We start from the raw sequence: 20158 nt of genomic DNA, 5'->3' as shown, positions 1-20158 counted from the left end.
GACCCAATAGCTCCTTGACATGGGGTATATAAATAGCTACCATGAGTACATTATAATTTTACAATTATTGGTGGGTTGATTTAAATATATCTTGAAAAGTCGGTGTATAGCAGTGGGGGAATTAAGAAACAAATGGACTGAGGAAACTAAGTTATTGATAGCTGCGATGGTGTTGTTGATCATTTATTTGGCTCCGATGTTTATACTTGGTGAAGATTCTCATATACGGGTGCATGATAACTTAGATTCCAATATCGCTTGGTACAAGGTTCTGAAGGATAATCAAATGCTGTTTGGACCGATAAATGAGACTATTCCACAAATCATTAATGGTTTGCCGAGGAATTCAATTGGAACTGAATTCAGCGGAATTGAATGGCTCCATTATTTATTACCATCCATGACGGCATATTCAATCAGTCAGGCGATTACTAGAATCTTTGCGTTTATTGGAATGTATCTCTTACTTAAAAAGCATGTTGTTAGAAAAGAGGAACATGGCTTTATACGTGTATTCGTTGCATTGGCCTTTGCTTTGACTCCTTTTTGGCCATCCGGAATGCTTGCCACATTGGGGCATCCATTAGCCTTGTATGCCTTTTTGAATATTAGAGGCAGAGATAGTAAATGGACGGATTGGCTCATTTTAATTCTTCTGCCTTTTTATTCGAGCTTTGTACTGGGGTTCTTTTTCTTCCTGGTGGCTATGGGATTGCTTTGGCTTTATGATTGGATCAAGAAAAAAGACCCTAATTGGAAATTCTTCGGCAGTATTGCTTTAATGACTTTTATTTACCTGTTGATTGAATATCGCTTGGTTTATTCTTTGATATTTCCTGAAGAGCCCAACAGCCGGGATGAATATTTCAGCTCTGCATTAGGATTTGCGCGATCTGTCCGTCTGATATTTAAAAATTACATAATTGGACATAATCATGTATTAACGCTTCATCAATATATTATTTTGCCTGTGTCATTTATAGCTTTATGGTTTATTTATCGGAATAAGCTTTGGAAAAGTGAGAAACGCTATGTTCAGCTGTTTATCTTGAATTTTATTTTATCTGCATGGTATGCGTTTTGGTTTTATGAGGGATGGGCATCCTTGAAAGAACAAATTTCACTTTTAAATAATTTTAATTTTGCCCGTTTTCATTTCCTGAGACCGTTAGTTTTGTACTTATTGTTTGCCCTGTCCTGCCGTATTCTTTGGAAAAATGGAGGGAGATGGAGGCAGTTTTCAAAAGGAGTCATTGTCGCTCAGCTGATTGTCTTATTTATGTACAATCCGGAAGTGTATTATGGAAGACTGGATTCACCGACTTTTAGGGAGTTTTATGCTGTTGACCAATTTACTGAGATAAAAGATTATATTGGAAAACCTCAGGATACGTACAGAGTGGTAAGTATAGGATTACATCCTGCTATTGCTCAATATAATGGCTTTTATACTTTGGATACGTATAACAATTACTATCCATTGGCGTACAAGCATCAGTTCCGAGAAATTATTGAGAAGGAGCTGGATAAGAACGCTCAGCTTAAAAAATATTTTGATAAATGGGGCGGGCGTTGTTATATTTTTGTGGATGAGCTTGGTAAGAAATATGATTACGAAAAAAATTCATCCAAAACAATAAAAAATTTAGAGTTGAATACGAAGGTACTGAAAGAAATGGGCGGTCAATATATAATCTCAGCTGTACCTATTGTGAATGCAGATGAGAATAACCTTGAATTGATGGATGTTTTTGATCATGAAGATTCAGCTTGGAAGATCTATCTATATCATGTCATGTAAAGGAGTTACTCATAATGAATCTGCCTGTATTAACAATCGTTGTGCCTTGTTACAATGAACAGGAGGTATTGTCTAAAACATCTGAAGAGCTTTCATCCATTCTAAAAGAGTTATTGGACTCCCGTGTAATCTCAGAAAGGAGTGCTATTTTATTTGTGGATGATGGCAGTGTTGATGATACCTGGGATTTAATACAAATGGAGAGTGTACAGAATAGTTTAGTCAAGGGGCTAAAATTAGCTGGCAATGTAGGTCATCAAAATGCATTGCTCGCTGGTCTGGCAACAGCCCAAAAGCATTCTGATTGTGTCATCTCCATCGATGCTGATTTACAGGATGACATACAGGTCATTAAAGAGATGGTTGAAAAATACAATCAGGGATATGATATTGTCTATGGAGTCCGAGATCAGCGAAAGAAGGATACTATATTCAAGCGGACTACAGCGCTTAGCTTTTATCGTATGATGGGCAAATTGGGAATCAAACTAATTCCTAATCATGCAGATTTTAGATTAATGAGCAAGCGTGCATTGGGAGAACTTTTAAAATATAAGGAACGGAATTTATTCTTAAGAGGTATGATTCCAATGATTGGATTTTCCTCCGCTGAAGTCTTTTATGATCGGAAGGAAAGAGAAGCGGGAGAGTCTAAATATCCGTTGAAGAAAATGATTTCTTTTGCGCTTGATGGGATTACCTCCTTTAGTGTTGCGCCGATACGCTGTGTTACCTACATTGGCTTTTTGACGCTGTTTATCAGTGTGGTCGCAGGCAGCTATGCTCTGATTCAAAAAACACTGGGGAATACACAATCTGGTTGGACATCCATCATGATTTCTCTGTGGATTATTGGTGGCCTGCAGTTGATTGGTATTGGAATAGTGGGTGAATACATTGGCAAGATTTTTAAAGAGGTTAAACAAAGGCCGATTTATGCCATTGATGTGGACAACTATACTGAAGATCAAAAAGACCAGGCGAACCAGGAAAATCAATATAAATCTCGCTAACAGGGTTATATATGTATCTTGGTTTGAAAACAGGAAGGAAACTACATGACGCTTGATGCTATTACAAATTATATACAGCTGTATGGATACTGGGTGATTATCTTAGTTTTATTTTGCGGGATTGTGGGAATTCCTGCACCTGAAGAAACATTTGTTATTTTTATCGGTGCTGTCATTGCTGAACAAAACCTCAATTTTCTTTGGGCCATCTGCGCTGCACTATTGGGTACTAATGTGGGTATGCTTTTTACCTATATGATTGGAAGGAAGCTTGGGACATCCATCATCAAGAAGTATGGAAATCTAGTGAAAATCACACCGAAACGCTGGATGAGTATGCATAAAAGGTTTGATCAATTTGAAAATAAAATGGTTGTTATAGGATATTTTTTACCGGGACTTAGACAGCTAACTCCCTATATGTCAGGAACACGTGAATTACCATATGCAAAATTTTTCTCGCTCGCGTTTTTAGCAAGCTTACTATGGACAACCTTTTATATGACGATTGGATTTTATTTCGGAAATATGATTGGTCTCAAGTATTTAAGCTTCATTGCGGTCATTTTTTTCTTGATTTTCATCGTAGTACTTTCATGGAAAAATTGGTTCTCTCCTGCGAGAAGTAAAGTTAGCTCTTAAAAAATATTTTACATATTGTTCATTATAATGTAGAGAAAACAGAAGCCCCTGTTAGGATGACCTGACAGGGGCTTCTGTTTTAACATATCTTATATCTTTTTTGTTTTGAAAATCATAACCGCAACAGCGAGGCATATTCCGACTATGCCGGCAGATATTGCAATCGTCGTGACATACTCTCCCGGTTCTTTGAGCCCTGTCAGGAGACTCATGGTTTCAGTTAGCTTCATCGGTGTGAGAGATTCTAGCTTTGGGAAAAGTCCGATGAGATAAACCGCCAGTACAGTACCACCAGTTCCGAGTAAAACAGTGGTATTACTAGAGGATAGTGTAGAAAACAGCACCATAAATGATAACACCCAAAGCCCGAAAAGCCAGTAACACATTGCTGCAAAGCTAGTGTACATGGCGATGCTATTATCCCAATAAAAAGCATTATAAGCATAAGTGATACCAAAGCAAATCCAATAGCAAGCTGTCCACGATATAAATATCATCATGCTTTTTGCGATAACGAATTTCCAGCGAGAAAGACCCTTTGTCAGAACAGGGATGAGTGTTCCTTTTTGATATTCTGAAGTAAAGGATCCACTGCATAGCAGTATAAAAATAATCAGGGCTATTGGCATGTTTTTATAAAACTGAGTCCAGGAGGTCAAGGCATCTACTGTAACCTCTGTAACGACAAGGCCTGATCCCTCCAGAGAGTCTGCCATCATTTCCATCATCCATGGAGTTATCTTTGCTATAGCTGGATTCATAATCCCGAAAAGTACAAATACTAGCAGTAGAATGAGCAATCGTCCTGTTCGACTCCATTCCATCCACTCTTTTTTGAAAAAAGCTAGAAAAGATTTCATTTACTGACGACCTCCATAAACAGAGATTCCAGCGATAGCTCCTGCTTTTCGAAACGGCGGAAAGGAATATGATGTTCCAATATAAAACGTAATACGGCTTCTGTCTGTACCTGATCAGCTCGCTCCAGCAATAGGTGTTTCTCATTGCTTTTTTTGATGCTTGGAAAAGCAGCAAGTAGTTTTGCCGTATCTTCTGGATACTCCAACTCAATTTCATACCCGATGCTTGCATAGTCTCTTTTTAACTTTTCCATTGATTCCTGCAACACGATTTGGCCTTCGTGAAGGAATGCGACCTCATCACATATACGCTCAACATCGGAAAGAATATGCGTGGAAAAGAGAATAGTTGTATGTTCCTTTGCTGCGGTAAGAATATCTAGAATTTCCCTTCTTCCAACAGGATCGAGAGAGGAGGTCGGTTCATCGCAAATCAACAGTCTAGGTCGGTTGAAAAGCGCTTGTGCAATTCCGAGCCGTTGCTTCATGCCGCGTGAAAAACCTTTGATTCGCCGTTTCTCATTGGAGAGTCCCACAAGCTCCAGAAGCTCCGTTGTACGAGCCTTGATACTCGAAGATGACATCCCTGTGAGCTCACCGCAAAAATGCAAATATTCTTTAGGAGCCATAAAAGAATAAAACTCAGGTACATCAGGTAAATATCCAATAAGCCGATTTGTGGGAGTATCGCCGTAGCGAACCTTTTCTCCGCCAACAGTAATCTCCCCGCTGTTTGCCTCCAGCAAGCCAAGAATAATTTTCATAGTCGTAGTTTTCCCAGCGCCATTCTGACCCACAAAACCAAAAACAGTATGCTCCGGTACAGAAAAAGTGACATCCTCTAATACTTTTTTATCTCCAAACCGCTTTTTTACATGAGATAAAGTTAACATATTCATCATTCATCCTCTTTTCCAAGCAGGAAATACAGAATAGGTCCTATGAATTGCATGCCGATTATCACGATAACTAGCCACATGGTACGACTGCCGCGCTTATAGGTATTATGTGTCAAAATATGATGGATGGTATAACCCAGCAATGTAAATTCTGCAATAACCAAAGGAATAATAAAGGGTAAGAATTCTTTAACTTCATTCATAATATTTCACTCCTTCCGTAAGTTCTCTTTGTATTCTCTTAAATTCTAGATTGTCCTGAAGTGCTGTCAATAATGGATGCTTAAAAGACTCCAGTACACTTTTTGCCACAAGGCGCATATTTCGTGGCGGTGATGCTCCTAGGTCAAGTTTGCTAATCCATTCATCCAGCCTGTCAAAATAAGCATCGCCGTGGAGCAACGCGTGCTCATGGGTAAAAAGCACTCGAACTACCTGAACATATTGATTTAGCATTCCCAGCGCCTTTTCTTTTTCTCCATGTGTGATATAGACAAGTGCTGCCTGATAGAAAAATTGTGCTGCGCTATTGGGATGCAGGTTGTTTAAATCATATAGCCGAATCAATCCCTCTGTTTTTTTAATCGTTTTTTCACATACTGCAAGGTCATCCATATGAATGGCTAGGTATTGGACCGCAGTTGTAATCAGCGATATCACATGTAGATACATATTGATTTGTGTATAGCTTTTGGCTTTGTCTAAATCCCCGACGGTCAGATAGGCCTGTGCCAAAATTGAATCACTTTGGTGATAGATGCGAGTTGGATCTGCTATCATCTCCAATGCTTCAATGACTTCTTCAGCTTTACCGAGTTGGAGGTTGAATACAGCTTTCACAGTGATAGCATCATTACAAATATCTATTACTTTACAATTTTCCTCTATATGCTCACAAAGTGTTACAGCTTCGTGCAAAATTCTTTGTTGCTCATCATGGTCCTTTGCAAGAGGAAAATGGTTCAGCCAAAGGATGCAGATCTGGAGTAAAAAGGAATAACAGGAATAATAGCGGCGAACCAGTTCTCGTGATTTATTCATCACTTCATTAAAGGGCAGTCTTGTATAGTCAGAAGCAAGCTCCACATATAGCTTTTGGATTTGTTCCCGACTCAACTGTGCTTCATAGCCCAGCAATTCATCTATACTTACATCTAGAAAAGATGCGAGCTGGGGTAATAGTAAGATGTCCGGCAAGCTCTGTTTATTTTCCCATTTAGATACGGATGCCTTCGTAACACCGATAAAATCCGCTAATTCCTTTTGGGTGAGTTTCTTTTTACGGCGCAGGTTAGCAAGGTTATGTGAAAAATTTAATGAGTACATACAACTACCTCCTATAACTATTGTAACCATAGATGCTGTAAAGCTAAATGGAGCAATACGATATTTTTCGATACAAAATCAACTAACGAGAAACTTTACGTTAAACAGTCAATAATAAATAAGCCTCAGGATCTTGTTATGGTGATCCAATGAATGTCAGTTCACGGCAACTCCAATCATAAATCCAATCTCCAAGTGGCTTACCTATGATATTTTTTTGCCTGTTGATATTAAAAAATCGTTCCTCTAAATCGTTGTTTACTTATGTAAATTAAGGGGGTTATTGTTATTATGAATAAGGGATAGTAAAAGTACTTTTTGTATTCTTTTGAAGAAATGGGTTTTCTAAGATTTCTTATAGCATTAATTGATTGATAATTTAGAAAATAGGTAAGGGCATGTGGATATGTTTTTAGTTATAGAACTGAATAGGACTGATTTATTTTACATACATTTATTTTAGTTGGCTCTTTATTAAGTAGGAATCGCAAAGAAGTTATTAATATTAAAGATTCCTATAAAGAAATGAACCTATAGTTCTCAGCTAATTTATGGATGTTCAATAGAGAATCCTTTATTACATAATCAGGGAGTGAGAAGATGTTAGAACAACTTAAACCAAAACGGATCAAAAAGGGAGATACAGTGGGCGTCATTGCTCCTGCCAGTCCTCCAAAGAAGGAGGCCCTTCAAAAAGCACTGTCTTTTCTGGAACAGGATTTAGGTCTTACCGTAAAAATGGGCAGTCATATCTATAAGGAATATGGCTATCTTGCAGGCGAAGACGCAGAACGGGTGGAAGATCTTGAAGCGATGTTTAAGGACGAAGACGTAAAAGCCATTATCTGTGCTTGTGGGGGATATGGGACGGCGCGAATTGCGGATGCCATTAATTATGAAGTCATTAGGAATAACCCAAAGATTTTCTGGGGATATTCAGATATTACATTTATACATACGGCAATTCGACAAAAGACTGGCTTGGTTACCTTTCACGGTCCTATGCTTGCATCTGATTTAGGAAATGATGATATACATCCTCGCTCTAAGGAATCATTTAAACAGCTTTTTCAATCAGAAGAAGTGAATTATAAAGAGGATATCTCCCCTTTACACCCATTTATTGAGGGAGAAGCGGAGGGTGAATTAGTAGGAGGAAATCTAAGCTTGATCACAACGACCTTGGGGACTCCTTTCGAAATAGATACGAAAGGAAAGCTCCTTTTAATAGAAGATATTTATGAAGAGCCTAGGAATATTGATATCTTCTTAAATCATTTATGGTTGGCTGGAAAGTTAAGTGATATTGCCGGTCTTGTCATCGGTGATTTTGCCGATTGCGAGCCAAAAAGCAGACGGACACTCACCCTTGATGAGGTATTGACTCACTATACAAAACTGATTAATAAGCCAGCTATGGGTGGATTTAAAATTGGTCATTGCAATCCACATATTGGAATACCACTTGGCGTGAAAGCCAAAATCAGCACTGCAGAGAAGACACTTACCATTGAAAGCGGAATTGCAGATGAAAATTAGTAATATCGAAACCTATCGTATACAAGTTCCTTTAATTAAACCATTTAAAACAGCATTAAGGATTGTAAATACAGCTGACTCTGTTTATGTCAAAATTCAATGTGACAATGGTTTGGTTGGATGGGGAGAAGCAACCGCAACTGCTGTTATTACTGGTGATACATTACAATCAATAGAAACAGCTATTCACGACTTTTTTAAACCCAGTTTAATAGGAAAAGATATTTTGTGTTTCGAAGAGATTTTTCATGACCTATCCGCTATTATGACAAGAAATTCAAGCGGAAGAGCGGCAATTGATATGGCTATTTATGATTGTCTGGCCCAAAATAGTAAGCTGCCCCTTTATCAGTATTTAGGTGGCAGAAGCTCTCGGCTTGAAACAGACTTTACGGTAAGTGTGGATATCCCTCACATAATGGGGGAGGAGGCATTGGAATATGTAAAGAGCGGTTTTACAACCTTAAAGGTTAAAGTAGGTCTCGGTAATATAAATGAGGATATTGCGAGAGTGAAAGAAATTAGAAAGTGTGTGGGGAATGAGATTACGATACGTCTGGATGCTAACCAAGGATGGACTGCGAAGGAAGCGATTCAGGCAATCCGCCGTATGGAGGAAATGGGTTTACAAATTGAATTGGTGGAACAACCGGTCAAGGCAGATGATTTGGAAGGGCTCAGACAAGTAACTAATCAGGTAAATACATTTATTATGGCAGATGAAAGTGTATTTACCCCAAGGCAAGCCTTAGAGGTCATTCGTACACGGAGTGCAGACATGATTAATATTAAATTGATGAAAACTGGAGGGATTTTTTACGCCCAGTACATTAACCAATTAGCTGAGGCGGCAGGGATGGAATGCATGATGGGCAGTATGATTGAAACACATTTAGGTTTAACAGCTGCTGCTCACTTTGCTGCAAGTAAACGTAATATTACCCGCTATGATTTTGATGCCCCTCTCATGTTATCCCGCTCCCTGATTGAAGGCGGCATACAATATAAGGGTAGTAAATTTACTTTACCCGAAATAGAAGGCTTAGGTATAAGGAATATTCAGCTCAAGTGAGAGGAGGATCAAAAAGTGGGATTTACTCACAAAATCATGACCGTTAATGTAACTGTAGCGACCGTTTGGACTACAAATCAGTCTTATAGAGAGCTTGATCGTCCAGCCATTAGCCATCCGGTCCGATTGGAGGATTGGCTTCTATTTATGAATGAGGCTGAGCGGCTTGATTTATGCGAATCCAATAGAATCCAGACCCAATTATTATTTGGTGAACAGGTCCTGCTGCTCGAATATAAACATGGATGGGCCCATATCATTGCCATCGAGCAGTCTTCAAAGAAAGATTCCAGAGGATATCCAGGCTGGGTACCTCTATGCCAGCTGGAGAATTATGAACCTGCATCCAATGACACTTTTGCCTTGATTACAAGTCGGAAGGCTTTGCTTACACTGGAAAAAACACAAGATACCCTAGTGCTAAGCTATCAAACGAAGTTATCATACCTTGGTGAAAAAGATGGACGGATACTTGTAGACACCCCCTTAGGTATTGGAAATTTACACAGAGATGATATAGCTTTATTTAACTGTAAAGAGAGAGGGAAGCCAGGGAGTGATATAGACATTGTCACTTCTGGAGAGCAATTCGTCGGCTTACCCTATTTGTGGGGTGGACTGAGCAGTTATGGGTATGATTGCTCAGGATTTACCTATACAATTTATAAGGCAAATGGCTATAGTATTCCACGTGATGCAAGTGAGCAGGCGCAATATGGTACGCCGATTGCGCTGAATGGGGTACAAAGGGGGGACTTGCTTTTCTTTGCATATGATAATGGAAAAGGAGCCATTCATCATGTCGGGATTTATTATGGACAAGGTAAACTTCTTCATTCACCGCATACGGGTAAATCAATTGAAATTATCCCGATTGAAGGCACTATATATGAAAAAGAGTTATGCATGGCAATGAGATGTTTGGAAAAGTAGAATTCAAAGCATGTATGTATTTAATATTGTCCCTATTTTATCGAAAGACTCCAAACATATAGTTTAACTGCTTAATAAGATAGTTTAAATGATTCGTACCAAAAAAGACAAAACCATGATGGAAAGAAAGGTTAGAAGAAACAATGTGGAACCATATTATCGGTATCAATGATTAGTCCTGATCAGAGCTTTTCCATACTGATCGGGACCTTTTTGTATTGAGTGGTTATCTGAATAATGTTAATGGTCATTCCCTATAATGACCCTTTATGCTAATCGATTATTTTAATAGAGGTAATACTCTTGCTACTCAATTTTGTAATAAATAAAGTTGTATAATATACTAGTTTCAAGATAAATTTAAAGTGATCTTAATAGAATTGAAATCCTGTGAGGTAAGAATCTCAAGAATTCGAGGGATAAATTGGAACGTTTCAAGCGATCAATTGGGGGAATATGCATGAGAGACTATTTTATAAAGGGAACAAATATGAAACTTCCAACACTTTTTATGCTGCATGGTACAGGTGGAACAGAGCATGATTTAGTGCCGATTGCTAAATTAATTTCACCTGAGTCCTCCATTTTAAGTGTACGAGGCAACGTTTCGGAAAATGGAATGCCAAGGTTCTTTAAAAGATTGGCTGAAGGTATTTTTGATGTTGAAGATTTAAAGTTTCGTACAAAGGAACTAAACGATTATTTAAACGAAGCCTCAGTCAAGTATGGGTTTGACCGAAACAATGTGTTGGCAATCGGTTATTCAAATGGAGCTAATATAGCTGCCAGTATGCTTTTTCACTACCAACATGTATTAAAAGGAGCTATTTTGCATCATCCTATGGTTCCTTTAAGAGGAATAAAGCTGCCAGAAATGGAACGTCTGCCAATCTTTATAGGTGCCGGCAAAAACGATCCAATTTGTTCACCGGAAGAAACAAAAGAACTGAGTGAAATACTGAAGGCTGCCGGAGCCAAAGTAGAGGTTTATTGGGAACAAAATGGACACCAGCTGACACAATCAGAGGTAGAGGCTGCAGGATTATGGTTTTCTCAGCAATTTAAATAAATTGGAGATGATTAGATGATATCGCTAAATCCAACTGAAATGAGTGAGCGAGAGAATTATACCTTTTTAACAGGGGCAGTCGTTCCTAGACCGATTGCCATTATCTCAACCATTTCTAACGAAGGAATTATGAATATTGCACCTTTTAGTTATTTTACGATCGTTAGTTCAAATCCCCCGCTGATTGCTGTATCAATCCAGCGACGGAATGGCGAAAGAAAGGATACAGCAAGAAATGCAATCGATTCGGGAGAATTTGTCCTCCATATTACAGATGAAGAAAACGTGGAGGGAGCGAATTGGACAGCAGCTGAATTGCCTCCGGACCAAAGTGAACTAGAAGGATCTCCCTTTCAAACAGTAGATAGTGTTCATGTACGAGTCCCAGGGCTTAGCCCTGCGAAGATTCGGATGGAATGTACCGTACATAAAGTAATACCGCTTGGAGGCCATACCGCAGAAGATGCAGGTTGTGATCTACTAATCGGTAATATTGTTTTTTATCATATAGATGAAGCCATCTACAAGGATGGTACAATCAGTACAGAATTACTCAAGCCTGTTTCCCGGCTTGCTGGCCAAAATTTTATGAAGATTGGTGAACAATTTATTCTGGAAAGACCAAAATAATAGAGTACAAAACTTCCCACTTCAAGTAGGGAGGTTTTTTTATGGGTTCTTTTGGTAATAGAAAAGGTCTAAAAGACTATAAAAGATAAGTTTTTCTTTAATTAAGTCATAAGATTTTCTTATTAAAAATTAAAAAAAGGTACAAAATATCTAATTAATTTACAAATTTGTTAAATTACTAGAAGGACTTTCACTAAATATTCAGAATATATAATCAGTATACGAGTGGTTGCGCTTTCATAACCACCTTAATATAGATAAATCAGACAAGTGGGGGTAATGAATGAACGCTTTAGGTAATGGGAATCGGATGTCAGAACTCGGTCGCAGGAGAGGTTTTTGGATCTCATTAATTGCTGTATTATTGGTACCGTTAGTTTATGGATTGATTATGCTAACGCCAAGTTGGGGACCATATGATAATCTTTCAAACTTGCCGGTCGCAGTTGTGAATAATGATTCAGGTACTGTAACAGACGGTAAGGAAGTTAATGTTGGTAGAGATTTGGTAGCGAAACTGAAAGACGGGAATGACCTGGGATGGAGATTTGTCAGTAAGGAACAAGCAAATCGCGGACTTAATGATAATGAATATTATATGGTAATTGAGATTCCTGAAGACTTTTCCCAAAAGGTAGCAACCGTAATGGATGAAAATCCGGAAAAACCGGAACTAAAGTATACGCAGAATGAAGGGTTGCATTTTATAGCTGCAACAGCAACGAAAACAGCTATAGGAACAATTAAAGAGCAGCTTGCTGATACAATCACCGCTACCTATACCAGTACAGTTTTTGCCCAGCTTGGTGATGTAGCAGAAGGATTTAAATCCGGTGCGGATGGTTCAACAAAGCTCCATGAAGGCTCTGTTAAACTGAAGGATGGTACTGGAACTCTTCTGGATTCTTTAACGACAAAATCAGGAGATATTCAAAAACTGGCAGACGGTTCAAAGGAACTTGAACAGGGACTCGGTCAATTGAATGGAACAATGGCTGGAAAATCAGCTGATATCGCAAGATTGGCAAATGGAGCAGCTCAGGTCAGTGATGGGTCGAGCCTTATGCATTCAACAGTAAGTGGTAAGACCGGCGATATCAATACACTTGCAAGTGGGTCGAAGCAGGTTGAGGATGGGTTAGGCCAGTTGAATGGCACAATGGCAGGAAGTTCAGCTAGTATTGCCATGCTGGCTGATGGGGCAGCTGATCTCAGAAACGGCTCAGGTTTAATTTATTCAACCGTTGGCGGTAAGGCCGCTGAAATTCAACAACTAGCAGATGGATCAAAGTCAATTGAAGACGGTTTAGGGACCTTGTCAGGAACATTTAGTGCGAAGGAGAAGGATATTGAGGCTCTTGCAAAAGGATCCAAAGAACTTAAAGATGGATCAGATTATCTTTATTCCCAGCTTGATGGCAATAAAGGTAAGATTGAGGAGTTGGCTAATGGTGGAGCAGCTATTTATGATGGGACTGAAAAGTTGAAAAAAGGTACTTCTGATATGTTGCTTGGTTTACAATCAGCTCAAACAGGAGTCAAACAATTAAATGGTAGTATGCCTGAACTGGAAAATGGAAGCGCTAAAATTTCTGGAGGTTTAAATCAATTAGCAGCGAAAACACCTGACTTAGCAGATGGAGCTGCCAGAGTTGCGGCAGGTATAGAAAAATTAGCTGAGAAAATTCCTGGGATAGAACTTAACCCAGATTATCAAGAGTTATTAAAAGGTGCAAAAGCTGTAGCTGAAGGAACTGCTCTGGTAAATGGAGGTATAAAGGGAGAAAATGGTCTCAATGCAGGTGCAGCTTTATTGGCTTCAGGTATTTCTGAAAAGCTTAAACCAGGTATAGAACAATTAAATGGTGCATTTGAAAATCAAATAATACCGGGTCAAAAGGATATTGTTCAAGGAGCATCAGAATTAACAGTGGGTGCTGAACAAATAAAATCTGGTACGGATTCAGTAAAAACAAATTGGGGAGTAATCACTAATGGTGTTGGTGAAATTAATGGCGGTCTTACCACAGTAGCTGCCGGAAATCAATCAGTTAACGAAGGTTGGAAAACTGCAGTAGACGGATCCAAACGTCTTTATGACGGATCCAAACAAGTAGCAGCAGGCACAGGGTCAGTTAATACTGCATGGGGTACGTTAACAACATCTTTAGACACGCTAAATAAAGGTGCTGCGCAAGTGGCAGACGGTAATGCTACGGTAAACGATGGCTGGAAAACCGCAGTAGCAGGTTCTAAACAGCTTTATGATGGTTCCAAGCAAGTGGCCGATGGAACAGCAACAGTGAATAGCGCATGGGGTACATTATCAACATCTTTGAATACGTTGAAAAATGGTGCTGCTGAAGTGGCTGGTGGTAATGCCACAGTGAATGCAGGCTGGAAAACAGCTGTTGATGGATCTAAGCAGCTATTTGATGGATCTAAGCAAGTAGCCGATGGTAACGCAACGGTTAATACTGGCTGGGGTACGATGAAGGAAGGGGTAACTGAAATTGATAAAGGTGTCGGTCAAATCAAAGATGGTACACTTGAATTATCCAACGGCTTAGGTGACGGAGCTGAAAAAACGGCCGGTATAAATGCTACTGATGAAACGATTAGCATGTTCTCCTCGCCGGTTGAGCTGATCGATTCGAAAATTAATAGTTATCCGTATTATCGTTACGCAAACGCACCATATGTACTATCGTTAGCATTATTTGTGGGTGTTTTATTAATGATGTTAGTTGTTGGGGTTAGAAAACCAATGGATGAAGCTAGTTCAGGCTTCGCATGGTATTCAAAAAGATTTGGTTTGCTTGCTTTATTGGTAGCTGGTCAGGCCATCCTTCTTTCTGGCTTTACCATATTCTTTGTTAATTCAGGATTTGCGAATAGCCTGTTGCTTATCTTGTTTGCTGTATTGGCGAGTATCTCATTTATGTCCATTGTGTTCTTCCTGACTATGCTTGCCGGCAACATTGGTTTGTTTATAGGCGTGGCACTTCTGATTATGCAGCTATCTACTACCGGATCTGCATTGCCAATTGATATGCTGCCTGAATATTTACGTACTCTAAGCAATTTCTTGCCGATGACTTATTCGATTGCAGGCTTCCGAGCATTAGTATCATTGGATGACATCGGTATGATGTTTGCGAATGCAACGATACTAGTTGTGTTCCTGCTCCTGTTTGCTGGACTGTCCGTTGGATTATCCTTTTTCAAAAAAAATGAATCAGGAGGAGATGCAGAAATAGTAAGGTAAATATAATTATATAAATCCCTTTTAGTAGAAGAATGCATAGATTAATTGTATTCTATATTGAAAGGGATTTTTACTTATGAATAAGGGGTCCGAATGGGAGAGATTAGATTGAATCAGAAAATATTACCGGCAGCTTCAACTATGAAGGACTTTGAAAAGTTTTTACAATCAGGATTTAAAACAGGTGTTATTTTAGAGACTCATCTTGGGCAAATCAAACATATTACTCAAATGGCCAAAATGGCAGATAAACAACTGTTTTTTCACGTGGATTTAATCAATGGATTAAAAAATGATGAATATGGTACTCAATATTTATGTCAGGAGTTTAAACCATTTGGTGTCATATCCACAAAATCAGCGGTTATCCAAGAAGCAAAAAAACATCAGGCAATAGCTGTGCAGCGAATCTTTATGATTGATAGCCATGCGCTCGAACGCAGCTATAAGATGGTCAAAAAATCACAGCCTGATTATATTGAAGTACTACCGGGCGCACTTCCTAATATGATTAAAGAAGTTGCAGGGGAAATTCAGCTGCCGATCTTTGCGGGTGGTTTAATCCGAACAGTTGAGGAAGCGAAAGAAGCACTTGAAGCTGGTGCTGTCTCGATAACCTCGTCTAAACGAGAACTTTGGCAGTATTTTGCAGGGGAATGAGTCGAATTCCCTATTTATTTCTTTTTATTTGACAGCGTTTACAAAAAGTTTTACACTGTGTTTAAGTTAATAAGTATGTGGAAAGACATGGAGACACAGGTGGCAGTATTCCTTAATAAGTAGGAATACTTTAGTGCTTGTTTCTTCATTTTTTTTTGAAATTATATGATAGGGAGATGGAAGGAATGACACCATTTTGGGGTGAATTAGTAGGCACGATGATCTTGATTGTTTTTGGAGCAGGAGTGTGTGCTGGAGCCAACTTAACTAAATCTTATGCAAAGGATGCTGGGTGGATTGTTATCACTATAGCTTGGGGGCTTGGTGTTACATTAGGCGTATTTGCAGTCGGCGGCATTAGCGGTGCTCATTTAAATCCTGCTGTTACATTTGGTCTTGCGTTTAGCGGAGATTTTGCTTGGGCAGATGTACCTGGATATATTTTGGCGCAAATGATTGGAGCAATGATTGGGGCAACTCTTATTTATTTACAATACTTACCACATTGGAAGGCGACTGAAGATCCAGGGACAAAATTAGGGGTTTTCGCAACTGGTCCGGCTATTCCTCATACATTTTCAAATTTACTTAGTGAAATTATAGGAACATTTATTTTATTGCTTGGTCTGCAATTTATTGGAGCAAATGATTTTACGGAAGGCCTAAATCCATTCGCAGTCGGTCTTTTAATCGTAGGAATCGGTATGGCTCTTGGGGGAACAACTGGTTACGCCATCAATCCGGCACGTGACTTAGGTCCGCGTATTGCACATGCGATTCTTCCGATAGCGGGGAAAGGCCCATCTAATTGGGGATATGCTTGGATTCCGGTTGTAGGTCCTATTCTCGGCGGATCCTTGGGGGCTTTGTTCCATAAAGCGGTCTTCAATAATACGTTGACAGGCGCTTTCTGGGCAGTATTAGCTGGCACTGTAGTTATCTTGGTAATCGCTTATTTTATGACTAATAAAGATTCAGAACAAGCACTACGACAAGCTAATGATCCAGCAAAAGCAAGGTTATAAGTTACTAACTTTAGAGAAATCGATTATAATATAAAAATTAGTAGATGGGAGATGAAAAAAATGGAGAAATATATTTTATCAATTGATCAGGGGACCACTAGTTCCAGAGCTATTTTATTCAATAAAAAAGGGGAAATTGTACATAGTGCTCAAAAGGAATTTACACAGTACTTTCCAAAGCCGGGCTGGGTGGAGCATAATGCCAACGAAATTTGGGGTTCAGTGCTTGCTGTTATTGCGGGCTGTCTTTCAGAATCAGGTATAGAGGCAACAGATATTGAAGGAATCGGAATTACAAATCAGCGTGAAACAGCGGTGGTTTGGAATAAAGAAACAGGTCAACCTATTTATAATGCGATAGTTTGGCAATCCCGCCAGACAAGAGATATATGCGAGGAATTGAAAAATGCTGGCCACAATGATCTTTTTCATTCCAAAACTGGTTTATTAATAGATGCCTATTTTTCTGGGACAAAAGTTAAGTGGATCCTCGATAATGTAGAAGGTGCGCGTGATTTAGCCAATGAAGGAAAATTGTTATTCGGGACAATTGATACATGGCTAATCTGGAAGCTATCCGGCGGTAAAGCTCACGTAACTGATTATTCCAATGCTTCAAGAACAATGATGTACAATATTTATGACCTGCAATGGGATGATGAATTGCTGGAGATATTAGATGTTCCGAAATCCATGCTTCCAGAAGTGCGTCCTTCATCTGAAGTATATGCACAAACCATTGATTATCACTTCTTTGGTAAGAGTATCCCAATTGCCGGTATTGCTGGTGACCAACAGGCAGCATTGTTTGGCCAGGCATGCTTTGAAAAAGGAATGGCTAAAAACACATATGGAACAGGCTGTTTTATGCTCATGAATACTGGTGAAAAACCGGTTAAATCGGAAAAAGGATTATTGACGACTTTAGCCTGGGGATTAAATGGTAAAGTTGAATATGCATTGGAAGGTAGTATCTTTGTAGCGGGTTCTGCTGTTCAATGGCTCCGAGATGGATTAAGGATGCTTAAGGATGCTGCTGATAGCGAGACATATTGCCGGGCAGTTGACTCTACAGATGGAGTATATGTCGTTCCAGCCTTCGTAGGTCTTGGTACTCCATATTGGGATAGTGATGCAAGAGGAGCGGTCTTCGGTCTGACAAGAGGGACTACAAAAGATCACTTTATCAGAGCAACAGTTGAATCTTTAGCTTACCAAACAAAAGCTGTTATTGATGCAATGGAAGAGGAATCCGGAATTGAATTGAAAACATTGCGTGCCGATGGCGGGGCCGTTAAGAATTCATTCTTAATGGAATTCCAGAGTGATATCTTAAACGTGCCGGTTGAAATACCAAAAATTAATGAAACGACTGCCCTTGGAGCTGCTTATTTAGCTGGGCTGGCTGTTGGATTCTGGGAAAGCCAGGATGAAATTGCTGCCCAATGGATCATTGATAAATCATATGAACCAACTATGGAACAAGAGAAACGTAATGAATTAGTTGATGGTTGGGAAAGAGCTGTGGCAAGTACCAGAACCTTTAAATGATAATTCAATTTTGTATGAGTTTTACTCAAAAAATGATATAATGAAAATAAGTTAATATAAGGTTAGAGATTTTAAGAGACCGCGAGTACATTCCTTTAAATAAGGGTAATGTATTTTGTGGTCTCTTTTTATTATCTCAATAGCACTTATCAACAGAGGAGGAACAAGAGGATGGGTTTAAATAGTTTAAATAGACATGAATATAAAAATAAATTACAAAACACACATTTCGATGTGCTTGTCATTGGTGGAGGAATTACCGGAGCAGGGATTGCTTTAGATGCAGCTACAAGAGGGATGAAGGTGGGCCTAGTTGAAATGCAGGATTTTGCAGCCGGTACATCAAGCCGTTCAACCAAGCTGGTTCACGGTGGATTGCGCTATCTAAAGCAATTGCAAGTAGGAGTAGTTGCAGAGGTTGGGAAAGAAAGGGCTATTGTTTACGAAAATGGTCCTCATGTTACAACACCTGAATGGATGTTATTACCCTTCCATGAAGGCGGTACATTTGGTAAATTTACTACTTCCATTGGCTTACAGATGTATGATTTTCTTGCTGGAGTGAAAAAGGAAGAACGCCGCACTATGCTTACAGTAGATGAAACAATTGAAAAAGCTCCATTGGTTAGAAAAGATGGCTTAAAGGGTGGGGGCTACTATGTTGAATACAGAACCGATGATGCCCGCCTGACGATGGAAGTCATGAAAGAAGCGTTTGAACAAGGAGCAAGCTTACTGAATTATGCCAAGGTCGAGGATTTAATCTATGAAAATGGAAAAATAGTAGGTGTAAATGTTAAGGATATATTGGATGAGGATTCCTTCCAAATTAAAGCTAGGAAGATTATAAATGCAACGGGTCCATGGGTAGACTTTATACGTGAAAAAGACAATTCTAAAAAAGGTAAAGTGCTTCAGCTTACTAAAGGTGCACACATAGTGATTGACCAATCCCGTTTCCCTTTGAAACAAGCGGTTTATTTTGATACCCCTGATGGAAGAATGGTATTCGCGATTCCGCGTGAAGGGAAAGCCTATGTTGGGACAACAGATACATTCTATGGTCAAGATCCAATCAATCCAAAAATGACTGATCAAGACAGAGATTATATATTGGATGCTATTAACTATATGTTCCCTTCAGTAAACGTTACTAAAGAGGATGTGGAATCCAGTTGGGCTGGAGTGCGCCCATTAATCAGCCAGGAGGGGAAAGGTGCTTCTGAGATATCCAGGAAAGATGAAACATGGGTATCTGATTCTGGGTTAATTACGATTGCAGGCGGAAAATTGACAGGATATCGTAAAATGGCTGAAACCGTTTTGGATTTAGTAGCTAAACAATTCAGAGATGAAGGATATAAACATTTCGGTAGCTGCTATACTGAAAAAATGCCGATATCCGGCGGCCGTGTTGGAGGCTCAACGAAATTTAGTTCATATATAAGCAAAACTAAAGAAAAAGCAATCGGAACCGGGTTATCAGATACAGAAGCAAGAGAGATTATTTCAACATATGGATCCAATGCTCCGCTTCTGTTTGAAATAGCCCGAAAAAACAAAGAAAAAGCGAGCGAAATAGGGCTGCCATTACCAGTATTGGCTAAATTGGGCTATGCAATTGAATATGAATTGGCTTATACGCCGCTTGATTTCTTTAATCGCAGAACTGGCATGGTCCTATTTGATATTAAGCATGTTCATGAATACAAAGATCAAGTGATTTCGTATATGAAAAAAGTACTGCATTGGACTGAACAGCAAACAGAAATGTATACTAAAGAGCTTGAAACTGAATTGCATGATGCTGCGTATCCACAATCCGAGCTGGTTACGAATTAATATAAATACGGATAAATGACCCCACTTC

At 39.2% G+C, this 20158-nt stretch carries 17 protein-coding genes; 13 read left to right on the top strand and 4 right to left on the bottom strand.

Annotated elements, in window-relative coordinates; all coding sequences use genetic code 11:
• Nucleotides 1-112 precede the first annotated feature (112 nt).
• Genes FHY45_RS02930 through FHY45_RS02920 form a run of 3 tightly spaced genes read left to right on the top strand, consistent with a single transcriptional unit; the run spans nucleotide 113 to nucleotide 3456 of the window.
• Nucleotides 113-1801, top strand: a complete 1689-nt coding sequence (locus FHY45_RS02930; protein WP_257468956.1) for a DUF6044 family protein — start codon at nucleotides 113-115, stop codon at nucleotides 1799-1801.
• A gap of 14 nt (nucleotides 1802-1815) precedes the next feature.
• The gene (locus FHY45_RS02925; RefSeq protein ID WP_139891345.1) at nucleotides 1816-2814 is read left to right on the top strand and encodes a glycosyltransferase family 2 protein; all 999 of its coding nucleotides are present in this window, start codon (nucleotides 1816-1818) and stop codon (nucleotides 2812-2814) included.
• A gap of 45 nt (nucleotides 2815-2859) precedes the next feature.
• Nucleotides 2860-3456, top strand: coding sequence for a DedA family protein (locus FHY45_RS02920; protein ID WP_066101096.1), 597 nt, complete (start codon nucleotides 2860-2862; stop codon nucleotides 3454-3456).
• Between the two features lie 89 nt (nucleotides 3457-3545).
• Here FHY45_RS02920 and FHY45_RS02915 read toward each other — a convergent pair whose 3' ends face one another.
• From FHY45_RS02915 to FHY45_RS02900, 4 genes are read right to left on the bottom strand one after another with little or no spacing between them, the layout of a single operon-like run.
• Nucleotides 3546-4316 (bottom strand): ABC transporter permease, encoded by a 771-nt coding sequence (locus FHY45_RS02915; RefSeq protein ID WP_066101095.1) that lies wholly within the window; start codon nucleotides 4314-4316, stop codon nucleotides 3546-3548.
• Nucleotides 4313-5215, bottom strand: coding sequence for an ABC transporter ATP-binding protein (locus FHY45_RS02910; RefSeq protein ID WP_066101092.1), 903 nt, complete (start codon nucleotides 5213-5215; stop codon nucleotides 4313-4315). The genes FHY45_RS02915 and FHY45_RS02910 overlap by 4 nt, the downstream gene beginning before the upstream one ends.
• Nucleotides 5215-5418 carry a PLDc N-terminal domain-containing protein gene (locus FHY45_RS02905; RefSeq protein ID WP_066101089.1) on the bottom strand — a complete coding sequence of 68 codons (204 nt, stop codon included), beginning with the start codon at nucleotides 5416-5418 and terminating at the stop codon, nucleotides 5215-5217. The genes FHY45_RS02910 and FHY45_RS02905 overlap by 1 nt, the downstream gene beginning before the upstream one ends.
• The gene (locus FHY45_RS02900; RefSeq protein WP_139891344.1) at nucleotides 5411-6541 is read right to left on the bottom strand and encodes a helix-turn-helix domain-containing protein; all 1131 of its coding nucleotides are present in this window, start codon (nucleotides 6539-6541) and stop codon (nucleotides 5411-5413) included. The genes FHY45_RS02905 and FHY45_RS02900 overlap by 8 nt, the downstream gene beginning before the upstream one ends.
• A gap of 600 nt (nucleotides 6542-7141) precedes the next feature.
• Between FHY45_RS02900 and FHY45_RS02895 the strand changes: the two genes are divergently transcribed.
• The 10 genes from FHY45_RS02895 to FHY45_RS02850 all read left to right on the top strand — a co-directional run bounded on the left by FHY45_RS02895 (nucleotide 7142) and on the right by FHY45_RS02850 (nucleotide 20130).
• Nucleotides 7142-8080, top strand: coding sequence for a S66 peptidase family protein (locus tag FHY45_RS02895; RefSeq protein WP_139891343.1), 939 nt, complete (start codon nucleotides 7142-7144; stop codon nucleotides 8078-8080).
• Complete coding sequence (locus tag FHY45_RS02890) at nucleotides 8070-9152, top strand: dipeptide epimerase (RefSeq protein WP_066101083.1); 1083 nt, start codon at nucleotides 8070-8072, stop codon at nucleotides 9150-9152. Before FHY45_RS02895 ends, FHY45_RS02890 begins: the two co-directional genes overlap by 11 nt.
• 15 nt (nucleotides 9153-9167) lie before the next feature.
• A complete protein-coding gene (locus FHY45_RS02885) occupies nucleotides 9168-10085 on the top strand; it encodes a C40 family peptidase (RefSeq protein ID WP_306821537.1) in 918 nt (305 codons plus the stop codon).
• Nucleotides 10086-10545: 460 nt separating this feature from the next.
• On the top strand, nucleotides 10546-11154 hold the full coding sequence (locus tag FHY45_RS02880) for an alpha/beta hydrolase (protein ID WP_139891342.1): 609 nt from the start codon (nucleotides 10546-10548) through the stop codon (nucleotides 11152-11154).
• A 15-nt stretch (nucleotides 11155-11169) separates the two neighbouring features.
• Nucleotides 11170-11784 carry a flavin reductase family protein gene (locus FHY45_RS02875; protein ID WP_066101077.1) on the top strand — a complete coding sequence of 205 codons (615 nt, stop codon included), beginning with the start codon at nucleotides 11170-11172 and terminating at the stop codon, nucleotides 11782-11784.
• Between the two features lie 283 nt (nucleotides 11785-12067).
• Nucleotides 12068-15052, top strand: coding sequence for a YhgE/Pip domain-containing protein (locus FHY45_RS02870; RefSeq protein ID WP_139891341.1), 2985 nt, complete (start codon nucleotides 12068-12070; stop codon nucleotides 15050-15052).
• A gap of 108 nt (nucleotides 15053-15160) precedes the next feature.
• Nucleotides 15161-15712: a glycerol-3-phosphate responsive antiterminator gene (locus tag FHY45_RS02865; protein WP_066102330.1), complete on the top strand. Its 552-nt coding sequence runs from the start codon at nucleotides 15161-15163 to the stop codon at nucleotides 15710-15712.
• Between the two features lie 185 nt (nucleotides 15713-15897).
• Entirely contained in the window at nucleotides 15898-16737 is an 840-nt protein-coding gene (locus tag FHY45_RS02860) for an MIP/aquaporin family protein (RefSeq protein WP_066101072.1), read from the top strand.
• Nucleotides 16738-16797: 60 nt separating this feature from the next.
• Nucleotides 16798-18288 carry a glycerol kinase GlpK gene (gene glpK / locus FHY45_RS02855; RefSeq protein ID WP_139891340.1) on the top strand — a complete coding sequence of 497 codons (1491 nt, stop codon included), beginning with the start codon at nucleotides 16798-16800 and terminating at the stop codon, nucleotides 18286-18288.
• 171 nt (nucleotides 18289-18459) lie between these two features.
• Nucleotides 18460-20130, top strand: coding sequence for a glycerol-3-phosphate dehydrogenase/oxidase (locus FHY45_RS02850; RefSeq protein ID WP_066101068.1), 1671 nt, complete (start codon nucleotides 18460-18462; stop codon nucleotides 20128-20130).
• The last annotated feature ends 28 nt before the right edge of the window (nucleotides 20131-20158 follow it).

The sequence above is a fragment of the Bacillus sp. D386 genome (assembly GCF_006346415.1).
The sequence above is the reverse complement of the archived record's forward strand: the minus strand, read 5'-3'. Positions and strand labels throughout refer to the sequence as shown.

Bases quoted from the DNA above. Each gene is read 5' to 3' on its own strand.
- FHY45_RS02925 (WP_139891345.1), top strand. From the start codon at position 1,816: ATGAATCTGCCTGTATTAACAATCGTTGTGCCTTGTTACAATGAACAG.
- FHY45_RS02920 (WP_066101096.1), top strand. From the start codon at position 2,860: ATGACGCTTGATGCTATTACAAATTATATACAGCTGTATGGATACTGG.
- FHY45_RS02915 (WP_066101095.1), bottom strand. From the start codon at position 4,316: ATGAAATCTTTTCTAGCTTTTTTCAAAAAAGAGTGGATGGAATGGAGT.
- FHY45_RS02910 (WP_066101092.1), bottom strand. From the start codon at position 5,215: ATGAATATGTTAACTTTATCTCATGTAAAAAAGCGGTTTGGAGATAAA.
- FHY45_RS02905 (WP_066101089.1), bottom strand. From the start codon at position 5,418: ATGAATGAAGTTAAAGAATTCTTACCCTTTATTATTCCTTTGGTTATT.
- FHY45_RS02900 (WP_139891344.1), bottom strand. From the start codon at position 6,541: ATGTACTCATTAAATTTTTCACATAACCTTGCTAACCTGCGCCGTAAA.
- FHY45_RS02895 (WP_139891343.1), top strand. From the start codon at position 7,142: ATGTTAGAACAACTTAAACCAAAACGGATCAAAAAGGGAGATACAGTG.
- FHY45_RS02890 (WP_066101083.1), top strand. From the start codon at position 8,070: ATGAAAATTAGTAATATCGAAACCTATCGTATACAAGTTCCTTTAATT.
- FHY45_RS02880 (WP_139891342.1), top strand. From the start codon at position 10,546: ATGAGAGACTATTTTATAAAGGGAACAAATATGAAACTTCCAACACTT.
- FHY45_RS02875 (WP_066101077.1), top strand. From the start codon at position 11,170: ATGATATCGCTAAATCCAACTGAAATGAGTGAGCGAGAGAATTATACC.
- FHY45_RS02870 (WP_139891341.1), top strand. From the start codon at position 12,068: ATGAACGCTTTAGGTAATGGGAATCGGATGTCAGAACTCGGTCGCAGG.
- FHY45_RS02860 (WP_066101072.1), top strand. From the start codon at position 15,898: ATGACACCATTTTGGGGTGAATTAGTAGGCACGATGATCTTGATTGTT.
- glpK (WP_139891340.1), top strand. From the start codon at position 16,798: ATGGAGAAATATATTTTATCAATTGATCAGGGGACCACTAGTTCCAGA.
- FHY45_RS02850 (WP_066101068.1), top strand. From the start codon at position 18,460: ATGGGTTTAAATAGTTTAAATAGACATGAATATAAAAATAAATTACAA.